The following is a 683-nucleotide window of genomic DNA, read 5'->3' on the forward strand; positions in this document are numbered from 1 at the left end:
TCTTGCTTAAGTGCTCATCATCCAAGCCCTCATTGTATTTGATTGACAGTATTAAACCAATACTCAACATACTAGTGATTAAGGCAGTACCACCCGCCGAAATTAGCGGTAATGGAATACCTGTCAGCGGTAAAAGCCCGATGGACATCCCAATATTTTCGACGATATGGAAGGTGAACATCATGACTACCCCTGAAACCATTGACGCATAGAAGGCGTCGTGGGCTCTAAAGGCCACTGAAATCATTTGGAATATTAAGATGAAGTATAATAAGACGACAAAGCTTGACCCGAGGAAACCAAAGTTTTCACCGATAGTAGAGAAAATCATATCCGACTCTCGAACTGGGACGTGAACTTGGAATTGACCAAGCCCTTTTCCAAGAATGCCCCCAGAACCGATGGCCTTCAAACTTTGTGCTAACTGGTAAGACTCATTGGCCGAATTACCGAAAGGGTTTAACCATGAATCGATACGGGCGAATTGGTAGTCTTGGAAACCTAATGCATATAGTAAATCGCGTTGGTAGACCACTAAGATGATTAATACTAAGGCGATAACCGCAAATGATAGGAATGCCGGCAAAATAATATACCAGGTGATTCCTGACACGAATATGACACCGATAAACATCATCAAGAATACCAGGGTTGTCCCCAAGTCATTCTGCGCAATGATTAAA

The 683-nt window shown here is 42.6% G+C and carries 1 protein-coding gene; it reads right to left on the reverse strand.

The features are described from left to right. Positions 1-683: FtsW/RodA/SpoVE family cell cycle protein (locus tag ACRCJ0_RS17805; RefSeq protein WP_431391474.1), on the reverse strand; the 683-nt coding region annotated here is incomplete at both ends.

Source organism: Aerococcus sp. L_32, assembly GCF_050689315.1.